The following is a 10,361-nucleotide window of genomic DNA, read 5'->3' on the forward strand; positions in this document are numbered from 1 at the left end:
ATTGCCATTGGTTAGAATGGATAACCAATGGCAATATTCAATACTAAATTCTCTTTTCTCCAATCAGGGCTACCTAAATTAAAATCTTTCAAGACCCAACGCTCGTTTTCTGGCAAATATGGCTTGCGTACTGGTGTTGCTAAATCGAAACGAAGTACTAAATAGTTAAAGTCTAATCGCAAACCTATACCCGTACCTATCGCTACTTGTTTATAAAAATCTTTGCCAAATACGGCATCAGCACCATAAATATCCGCATCATTCTGCATCCAGACATTTCCTGCATCAATAAAAATAGCTCCGTGGATGTATTGGTTAAATTTGGCTCTAAGTTCAGTATTAAATTCTAATTTAATATCACCAGATTGCCCACCGATGGTTTGTTCCAATAATGAACCTGTTCTTAAATAACTTCCTGGTCCAATAGTTCTTGCTGGGAAAGCACGAATACTGTTATTTCCCCCTGCTACATATTGTTTTACTGTTGGTAAAAAGTATGAATTACCGTAAGGTAAACCATAGCCTACTAAGAAACGATTGGCTACACGAAGCGATTGGTTGATACGATAGCTATATCTAAAGTCAGCATCAAATTTTGCATACTGTGGATAGGTTACTCCAAACAGTGTTGTTGATGAACCATCACTTGATGTTAATTTAGATAATAGACTTGCCAAATTACCTGCTACTTCTACACCCCCTGTAAATGAAAAATTATGGGTACTGTTTGCTTTATTTTGAGGCATATACGAAAACGTATAAGCCGTACTAATAATGATTTTATTATCAAGAATCTCTTCGTACAAAATTGGATTTCTAAAATACTCTAAAGCAAAGTCTTCACTGAAATTAAAAGCTTTTACTAAATTGACCAAAATAGGGGTAAAAGAATGTTCTATGGCTGTACTTTGTTTCCATGCATAAGTAAGCGATGTTCTGAGCGACGTAAGGTCATACAATCCTCCTCTTTTTAGTTGTTCATACCCGACATTAATACTTGTTTTGGGTAAAGACTGATTTTTAGTTGGGTTGATAGTAACGAAGGGAATTGTAAACCTCGGTAAGGTCAAATTACTTTCTATCGAAAATCTAGTAGTATTCAACGCACCAAGTGTACTACTTGCTCCTCCTACTTGAAATTCAATCCCAGCATTGGCAGTAACTTTTAATAATTCTGCCCCTTTGAACGCATTTTTATTTACCCACGATATACTGATATTAGAACCCGTATAGTTGTTGGATTTAGTCGTTCCATTCAAATCAACCACTACAGATTTTGCTTTTAGAGGGGTTAAATAATAAAACACATCTAAAAGTGCTGAGTCTGACCGAGGGACTAATTCAAATGTATTTTTTACAAATTTAAAGTTTCCGTTCAAGTTGATTAATCTCGATAAGGATACGTCTTGAACATTGCTACTATATTTTACTCCACGACGAAAACCAATCGCATCAGCAAATATTTTTGGTTTGAATGATGCTGTTCTATCAAATACTTTTATACCATCAAAGTTTATTTCTTGTTTTTTTAGGGTATCAGCTGTCGTAGATTCACCATAATCTGATAATACGTGTACATCTCTAATCGAATAAAGTTTTCTGGCTACTTGTGATGTAGAAGGCTTTATCTCAAAAGTTAGATTTACTTTATGAGTGGCAAACGAAGAATCTGCTTTGATAATGATAAAATCTGGTCTGAAATAATAAAACCCTCGTCTTTTCAAGACTCTATCAATACGTTCACGTTCAGCCGTTATCACATCAAACTGATAAGGCATTCCTGTTTTAATCATTGATCTTGCTTTGGTAGCGACAAAAGCCTTGCTGAAAACACTGCTATCTTTTACTGAAAAAACAACAGTATCAACGATGTATCTTTCATGTAAACTAACAGTATATTCGGCTGTAGCTTTTCTGTCTTTTTCAGATAATACCCCAAATGCAGACGACCTAAAATACCCTTGGTTATTTAATAATAATCCTATTTGTTTAGAATTAGCCCCTACTACACTTTTGCTTGCCAACACTGGAGGTTCGCCAAATTTTTTCCTAAAGAAACTCTTAAATCCTTTTTCGCTTTTGGGTTCGCCAAATAAATAGTAAAGCCAAACCTTGTACGGGAAACCAAAAATTGTGGCATTTGGCTTAGGCTTAACAAATGCTTCAAGCTGTGTTTGAACCGTTTTAGCTTCTTTCTTATTAATAACAGAATCCTTCTGAATCTTAATTTTTGCTCCCACATACAGGCTTTCGCCAGCTGGTAATTTTTTAGTAACCGAACAGCTTGAAATGAATAATATTAAGCATATAAATGTGAAAAACACCATCCCTGTAGAGGATGATATTTTCCAAGGCTTTGAGGAATATATAAATGTTTTGTTGTTCATGTTGATTTCCTTATAGAGATAAGCTATTTACTTTTGGACTTGTTAAAAATTTCTTTAAAAGTGCCATATTCTATCGTTAGCGTAAAACCAATACCTGTTTCAACTACAAAACCATCTAAAACAGACTGAAATTGGTTTTTACGAAAAGCCTTAAAGAGGTAACGCCCATCGTTTGTCAATTTATAGTTGACTAGAAGGTTATCAAATACTTCCGAAGACCCCCTACTGATATTCGTTTGATTTTCTAATTCAAAATTTCGCCCAACTTTAATCTGAATCTTATCGTTGAAAAATGCTTTAGAAAGTCCAAGACTTAAATCAGTTCTAGCACTTGACTTTCCGCCATAAAAATCTTGGGTTGAGGATAAATTTACGTCTAAATCAACACCTTTGATAAGGTCAGAAGCTAGCTGATCTAGTTGGTCTGACAGTAACTTACTTACACTTTGGCGTGCTAAAGCTTCTGTACCACTACCACCACCACTACTTGAGAAAAAGTCGGATGATTTTTCAGAGAAAAATCTATTCAGAATCAATAAAGCAAATACTTGCTTGTTTACTTCATTGGCATCCAATTTATTCAAGCGAGCTTGAATATCGCTGATAACAGTAGAACTCACTAATTTCTGTGTTTCAGAAGGACGAATCTTGAACGTAATATCAGGCTTCGTCAAACGTCCAGCCATCGTTAGTAATACATCAAATTGAACTTTTTGTCTGAAACGGGCAACATCTTCAGTCTCATTCGACATCAAGTCGAGCGGTGCTGTTTCAGTGGTATATATCGCAGTAATGTTTACATCCGCATTCATAGGGTCGCCAGACCAAATAATGCTACTACCTTTTTGGATGGTAAACTGACGTTTAAGTACCTCGAATGTTAACCCATAGCTTCCCTCAGTAAGGTCGTAAGAACCTAAAATAAAGGGTTGTCCATCTGGCCCTATACCAACATTCAACCGTGCATTACCTTTTACTTTTAAATTATCTCCATTCAGCTCATCTACTACAATCGTGAATTCAGATTTATCATCGGCTTCTATATTGAGTGACATCTCAGAGAAAAAATCATTTACTACTGACAATTGTGCAGTATCTTCTTTAGCGAGTGCTTCGTTATTATGGTCTACAAAAATAACCACACCTTCGCTTTCACTTTGCTCATCTAAACTGGTTGGTACAATCACAGAAATATTGCTTTTTTCTCTGACTTTAATATCTCCTTCAATTTTAGCTGCCGATGAGATTCCTTGTATTGCCAAATGGGCATCTACAAAGCCTGTTCCATAGAAAAAGTCATTATCTTTTCTATTAGAGTTTAATACCATAAAGTTTTTGGTATCAACCGTCAAATCGTATTTTACATTAGGAATATCCGCTAACGATACCGTACCATCAATTTTCAAAGGCTGATTCAAGGTATCGCTCATCGTAAACTGTTTAAGGCGAATAGTAGTCCCTTCAAAAAACAATTGCTGTTTATCTACCAAAAACCTACTGCCAAGTTGCGAAACATTAAAACCGACATTATTAAAGCCTAAGTCACCTACTATCTGTGGATTAGTCGTCGAGCCTTTTATCGTAGCTTGCCCTTGCAACCATCCCTTTGCTTGTTTTAACTGACCAAAACTAAAGGCCTGTACTGTTTCAGCACCTAGCTTTCTGATTTCTAACCTCAAATCAAAAGGATTTTCATTGTTGAGGAAGTAATTTCCTGTTATTTGTAAGTCGTTATTGGCATTAACTAAGGTAGCCTTGGCCGTTATTTTTTCAGCCGTTTCATTGAATACATTGATGTCTAAATTACCGATAGAAGTCTTCTGGAAAAAGAAATCCGTCACTTTCACATCACCCGTAAATGATGGAGAAACCATATAATTGCTCAAGAGGATTTTCCCATCAATTTTTCCACTTGCCATTGTAGAGTCAGGCACAAAAAGCGTGACAAAATTCTCAATCCTAAAGTTTTCAGCCGTCACATTGATTGGTCCATTCGGTTCGCTAGTGGTACTAGTCACTAGTAAGCGTTGTTTCTCTTGTTCTATTTGAAAATTATTAATCAACAAGCCCGCTTTGCCATACTGTATAAAACCTGTAGAGTCAACAGCCCAATCTTTATAATTTAATTTTAACCCACCTTTTACTAAGCGAATTTTGTATTGATTATCGGCATTTTGAACCAATCCAGCCACTTCATTTCTATTCTGGTCGATAGAATCTTTGAAAATAGCTTTAAACGTTGCTGTATTGTTGGCGACAGTTCCATTCAAAAAAGTTTTTCTGAGCCTAAAAGCACTCATTTCTACCCCAGATAATCCAGCTTGATAGGTCAACGTTTGTTCGTTAGCATATACGTTAGCTCTAAAATTTGACACTTTAATGGTATCATATTCCAGATTGGGTGAAACTAAGCTTATCTTCATTACCGTATCAGCCTTGTTATTAAGCATTGCCGATAAGCGAACAGTATCTAGTCTAGTCAAGCCCGGCACAAAAGCCTTGAAAAGAGGATGTTTTACCACTTTTGCCTCAATCAATACGTTATAAGGCTCAGTAATAGGCTTATACGCAATATCAGGAATCGTGAAATAGCGATTGATATTTGTAAGGAAAATATCAGATAACTGTAAATAATTGAAATCTCCTTTTACGGTAGCCTTTAAAAAAGGTGCTTGAATATCAAATCTTTTTTCTGTTGAGGTATTTTGAGCCGTTAGAATGGTATTTTCAATTTTTATTGGCTTCCCATCTTGGAAAAGCGTCGCTTCATTAATTGTAATTTTTCCACTTGGATTATTCGGGTCAGTCGATGGCATATCAACATCTATATTCCCGTGAATACCGATATTATCAGCATAAAAACCAAGCGGTTTTAAGTTCAATTCTGAAATCGCTATGTTTCCTTGAATACCCGGAAATTCTTTCGATAAATCAACCTTTGAATCTATTCTTAGCGTAATATTTGGGTCTGTTATGTGGGCTTTTAACTGAGCAATTTGCTGTGCGATAGTACTCTCGAAAACTAAGTTTTTATAATTATATCCTTTTATTTCAGCCTCTTGAATAGTACCTTCAATAGCCGTATTCATTGTTTTTAGGTCTAACCCCCTGCCTTTTACTTTCGCATTCAACGTTAGTTTACCTACGTTTTCTGTTTGCTTGATAAACTTGCCAACTTCAAAAGCAGTCAAGCTCATCGTACCTTCGTATTGCTGATTTTTATCGGCTGTAATATTAACTAGTTTACCATTAAAGGCAGCCGCTCCCATATCTGTTATTACTTTGGCATTAATTGCCAGATTCTGGATTTTGCCATTAATAGTCCCTATCAAATTTACCTTATTAGGCAATTCAATGCTATTAGGAATGGTATTAGCAGGTGCTAATTTTAGTATATCACTCTTAGTAAGCGAAACCTCTTTGATATTTAATTTTAAAGCAACTTTGTTTACATCTGGTAAACCAGTGATAGTTCCCTGCAAGTTGGCTCTGGCCTGACCAAAGCCTGTCAATGAAAACTTACTAATATTTAAATTATTGACATATCCTGTAGCCAATCCATCCACTTTCACTAAAGCTTTTTCATTGCCTTTGAAAGGAGGCATTTTGGCAAATTCAGGCATCAATAATAGAATATCCTGAAAAGCAACTTGGCTATTTTTAAGGCTCAATTTAATTTTTGAAGCCCCTATATTTTTACTTAGCTGGTCAAAAGAAGCATAACTCAGCGATAGCTCGTCTCTGATAATGGTATTAGGCGTTTTGATATAGAGTTTTTTCAAAAATGCCTGACGATTAGTATAAGCAAAATCTGTCTGGAATCGTTGGAGTTCAAAGCCAGATTTTTCTTTGAATGAACTTGAATATAACCACCCTGAAATATTATCAGGAGAGAAATAGAAACGCTCTGCGTTCATTTTCAAGTTATTGATTTTTAAATTATTGGGGTCAAGTCCTTTCTTTAAAGCAACTTGATTTTGGTCTTGATATTCAATATTATTCTTATCGAAGATAATTTTATCTACCAATACTTTCCAATTACTAGGTGCTGTAGAGTCAGCCTTTACAGGTACTTTGGTTTTGTCTTTATTAGCTTTTTTCAGGAAACTAACTTTAGCATCTGTATTGTATAAATTGACAGATTTTAAATGAACTTTCTCACCCGCTAAATATACTTTATCCCCCTTCACATTCAATGCACCCAATTTTACAGTATTGACTAAGCCAGCACTTTCTTCAACGATATTCCATTGAAAGTTTCTGGCATCAATTTCCCCAAAAGCTAAATCTAGGGTATCAGAAGTTGAGGGCGGTTCAGGTGGTGACTTTTTAGGCAAAGCCTGATATAATCGTAGCGATAAGTTTCCACCATTCAAGGCTAATTTATCTAAATGATATTGAGAAATAGTAGGATTAATGTCTTTAAAGGATGTTTCAACGTTGTCTAATCTAACCTTTGCATCTACTCCTGTAACATCATCCAGATAAGTTACTCTTACTTTATTCAGTAAAATATTGGTTAAATAATAATCCAGAGGAGTGCTTTTCTTAGCTGTAGTATCAACAGTAACACTGTTGTCAGTGCTTGCAAATGCTTTTAAAATATAGTTAAAATTGAAGGCTGTATCAGGAAGGGTACGCTTTATGTTGATGTTAATATTTTCTAGTTCAAGTTTATTAATACTTACTTTATTCCTTAATAAGGCAAGCATATCAATATCTACATGAATTTTATTGCCATAAATTAAGGTATCGTTTTTGTCATCAGGCAGATAAACTCCCTCAAGGGCAATCCAGTCGGGAAAACTGTAGCTAATTCTTTTGATAGTAAATGGTTTTTTGAGTTTTTTTTGTAGGTAATAAACTACTTTTTCAGTTAAAAATAGTTCACCGGCGGGTGTTCTGAAATATAAGAATAGACTTATCAGAACAAGTACTAAACTTAGTAAAATAATGCCCGCTATTTTTAAAAATTGTTTCATTACTATTATTTCATATGGTTTAAAGCTAATGCAAATAGGTAATTATTTATCCATGTATGTGATGTGTGTTACAAAAAAATATCAATCCAATCTGTTCAATTGGATTGATATTTACTATTTATTTTTTAGCGTTTGAAAGTATTTGCGTCAAAAACTGGGTTAAAAATGAAGACGTTTGTCAACTTAACCACTTTTTTATCAATACTGCTGTAATAAGTACCTGCTGATGGATATTTTAATCCAAAATCAGAAGTTGTATAAACATTATAATCTTGTGTAATTTCTTCACCAGTAGGCAATTTATATTTAGCCTTCGTAAGGAAATTAGTGATATTATCAAAATACAAATCGTGCTTGATATCTTTGCCCTTCAACTCAATATGGTGTAATCTTTGGGCTCCAATCACTTCTAAACCTACATAAGTAGCGATATATCCTTTCTGTTCATAATTCAAGAATGGTAACAAGAAATCGCCTACTTCTCTTTTCATATTCGCTTGTTCTTTTGCGCTTAGGTCTTTTACATCATAAATAATAGCCTTATCACGGCTTCCCGTCGGAATTTTCAAAAAGGCATCTGCAGTACTTTCGCCATAAATAAAACTACGCTTCATAATCGTTTTTGTTTTAAGCATAGAATTATCTACTAATGATGCCTTCACCTCCATGTCATAATCAGTGGCTGCATTGGCAACAAACGATTGCTTTAAGGTATAAGTCTTTACTTTCTTCCAAAGTGGCAAACCCCCAGTACTTTCATAAAATTTATTGAAGACAGAATCGGGTGATTGTGCAAAAGAATTGATAACCAGAAAACTCATTATCAATGTAATAATGCTTATTTTTTTCATGAGATACGTTTGAAATTAATGTTTTTAACTGCTTTTTGTCTATGGAACTCTAAAATACTCAGGTATATTGTTTATATAAACAGTGTTGTCTACTATAAATGATTTTTTTTCCGAGATAAGTAAAATATTAATGTTTTTTTATGGAAAAATATCATTCTGTTTTAAAACAACACAAGGAATGCCGTAACATTCCTTGTGAATATATGCCCTCTGCCCACCGCTAGTAATTCATCTTATCCTGAGAGAAAATCAATGCCGTATAAGGGGCAATTGAAATGGAAGCGTGATGTTGCATTCCGTCATATTCTCCTTGTACTGTACTAATACTCGTTGAATCAAAATTATCAAAGCCTTTATCATAGCCTTCCCAGTCGCTATTAAATCTCAATTTCCATATTCCCTGCTGAGGGAAGCCTATTGAAAAATCTTCATAAGACTTATTAGAAAAATTAAGTACAACCACTGTGTTATCACCAGGCTCACCTTTGCTCCAACGTTGAAAAACTATAATCTTATGCGTTTCATCAGTTTTAATAATCTGAGTATTCTGCCCTGTTAATCCTTCCGTATTACCGTCATAATTAAGACGTAGCTTAATCAAATCTCGGTGCAAACTAGTGAAAGATTTAAACTTTTTGGCTCTACTCCAATCAATAGGGTCTGTATCCGAAAACCATTTATCTTCTAATAGTTCTTGCCCTTGAAATAACATTGGTATTCCTCCTGCAGTCATTACCAAAGCAATGCCTAACGATGCTCTTTTCTTTGAGTACCAATTATTAACATTATCAAAAGCTATTTCTTCAGCTACTCTTGCCTTACCGTTCGCAACTTCATCATGTGATTCGGTATAGACTACTCTTTTAAAAGTATCTCCTGAATATTTATTTAACAAAGCAATACAGACACTTTCTATACTACGATTTTCGTCTTCTTGCGTAATTAAAACATTCCTGATTGGATGTACAAAATGAGCATCCCACTGGCTACCAAAGCCCAAGCCACATTCATTGCCTAAATGGTCTGTTATAGAGTCTAAGCCGTGTAAATCCTCTGCTATGACGATTTTCCAAGGATATTTTTCAGCAACTTCTGCATTGATTCTCCTGATTAAACTTAAGCCTTCTTGAATAGTAGTGCCTAAATCTTCATTAGCTTTTACACTTCTGATGTAGGGTGTCATGTCCATTCTGAGTCCATCTACTCTGAATTCTTCCAACCACATAATAGCATTATCGCGAATGTACTGACGTACTTCTGGTCTTCCATAATCTGGACGTGTGTCTCCCCAAGGAGTAGCCGAACGCCAGTCGTTGTAGAAATAAATACCACCTAAACCGTTTTCTTGCCAACCGTCAAACTGCCACATATCCATATCTGTTGGTCCAAAATGATTATAGACTACATCTAAAATCACAGCGATACCGCGTTGATGAGCAGCTTTGATAAATGCCTTGAAGGCATCGGGGCCACCATAGCTTGATTCAATCGCAAACGGATACGAGGGGTTATATCCCCATGAAAAGTCTCCGGGAAATTCAAAGGGAGGCATCACTTCTATGGCATTGATTCCTAAATGTTGTAGGTAATCAAGTTTTTCAATTAAGCTATAGAAATCGCCAACTTTACCTTTTTCTTTCACATAGTAAGTACCCACATGCAGTTCATAGATAACCAACTTATTCCAAGTTGGCATTTGAAAATCATCTTCTTCCCAGTCAAAATTACTTTGGTCATATATTATTGAATTCCCTATGGAATTAGTTAGTTTACGAGCATACGGGTCGTTTCTTTGTAAATCTCCAGATGGTGTTTTCAAAAAGAATTTATATTCATCTCCAGCTTTAGCACTAAAGACATTACCACCCCAATAGCCATTTCCTTCATGTTCAAGAGGGAATTCGGATGAATCCCAGTCATTAAACGAGCCAAAAACACTTACTTCTTGAGCATTCGGTGCCCATACCCTAAAAAATACTCCATTTTCGTGAATGATTGCTCCCATTCCGTCAACAAGAATTTTTTCATTCTCTACATTATTATTTTGGCTTCCCATGTTGATTAATAGTTGAACAAGTTTCGGAAATTATTAGTGATATAGTCTTCATATATAAATTAATATGCCAGTAAAATATTTAAAA

The 10,361-nt window shown here is 35.1% G+C and carries 4 protein-coding genes; all 4 read right to left on the bottom strand.

The window, feature by feature from the left end:
* Positions 1-11: 11 nt before the first annotated feature.
* Positions 12-2,387 carry a translocation and assembly module lipoprotein TamL gene (gene tamL, locus AC07XN_RS11370; protein ID WP_494743156.1) on the bottom strand — a complete coding sequence of 792 codons (2,376 nt, stop codon included), beginning with the start codon at positions 2,385-2,387 and terminating at the stop codon, positions 12-14.
* A gap of 23 nt (positions 2,388-2,410) precedes the next feature.
* Positions 2,411-7,369: a translocation/assembly module TamB domain-containing protein gene (locus tag AC07XN_RS11375; RefSeq protein WP_494743157.1), complete on the bottom strand. Its 4,959-nt coding sequence runs from the start codon at positions 7,367-7,369 to the stop codon at positions 2,411-2,413.
* 125 nt (positions 7,370-7,494) lie between these two features.
* Positions 7,495-8,220: a hypothetical protein gene (locus AC07XN_RS11380; protein WP_309912536.1), complete on the bottom strand. Its 726-nt coding sequence runs from the start codon at positions 8,218-8,220 to the stop codon at positions 7,495-7,497.
* A gap of 220 nt (positions 8,221-8,440) precedes the next feature.
* On the bottom strand, positions 8,441-10,276 hold the full coding sequence (locus tag AC07XN_RS11385; RefSeq protein ID WP_309912538.1) for an alpha-amylase family glycosyl hydrolase: 1,836 nt from the start codon (positions 10,274-10,276) through the stop codon (positions 8,441-8,443).
* Positions 10,277-10,361 lie beyond the last annotated feature (85 nt).

This window comes from Arcicella sp. GW458-12-2-14-TSB2 (genome assembly GCF_059423785.1).